At 48.2% G+C, this 920-nt stretch carries 1 protein-coding gene; it reads left to right on the top strand.

Annotation, left to right across the window (positions count from 1 at the left end; translation table 11 throughout):
• Positions 1-920 (top strand): hybrid sensor histidine kinase/response regulator (locus R8O11_RS25905; RefSeq protein WP_318194699.1); only part of this gene is annotated, 920 nt, incomplete at both ends.

Raw genomic sequence — 920 nt, 5'->3', positions numbered from 1 at the left:
TAGCAGAAACCCTTGTGTCAGGAGCAAATGGAGTCATTCCCGCCAGTCAAAAATACCAACTTGATATCATTATCAAAAGTGGTCAACGCTTAGCTAACCTCGTAGACGATTTATTGGATTACCACAAAATGCGCTATGGCAGCATGGATATCCAAAAATCGGCAGTAAGCTTAGCCAGTGCAACACGCTTGGTGCTTGAGCTTTCTAATCACCTGCTAGGCAATAAGACCATTCGCATCATCAACCAAGTACCAGCCGACCTTAAAGCCGTTTCGGCCGATCCTCAACGCCTCGAACAAGTGCTGTATAACTTGATTGGCAATGCCATTAAATACACCTCAGAAGGTAAGATCGTCATTTCCGCTACCATTGTTGACGATCACGTCCGAGTGCAAGTGGTCGATACTGGTCAGGGGATTCCAGCAGAACATCTTGAGCATATTTTTGAGCCTTTAATTCAAGCTGGTCAAGATGCAAGTCGCTATCGTCAAGGTGCGGGACTGGGACTATCGATTAGCCGCCAACTGATTGAGTTGATGGGCGGTTCACTTTACGTGAGCAGTCAGCCGATGGTCGGCACCACGTTTAGTTTCACACTGCCATTGGCCAGCGAAGAAGAAATCCAAGCAACTCAAACCTTGGTGGCGCGCGGGCACTTTCAAATTCCTGAGATTAATTTGGAAAATGGCGACGACTTATCGCTACCCGAGAACCCTGATGGCCCACTGCTTTACGTCGCAGATGATGAACCCGTTAACTTGCGAGTACTGGAAAGCTTCTTGCGCCTAGAAGGATACCGCGTTCGTACCGTTTCAGATGGCCCAGAAACGCTGGCGCTGGTTGAACAAGAAAAGCCAGAACTGCTGTTACTCGACATTATGATGCCCGGCATGAGCGGCTACCAAGTTTGTAGTGAACTA

This window comes from Vibrio sp. 1288 (genome assembly GCF_033344475.1).
The sequence above is the reverse complement of the archived record's forward strand: the minus strand, read 5'-3'. Positions and strand labels throughout refer to the sequence as shown.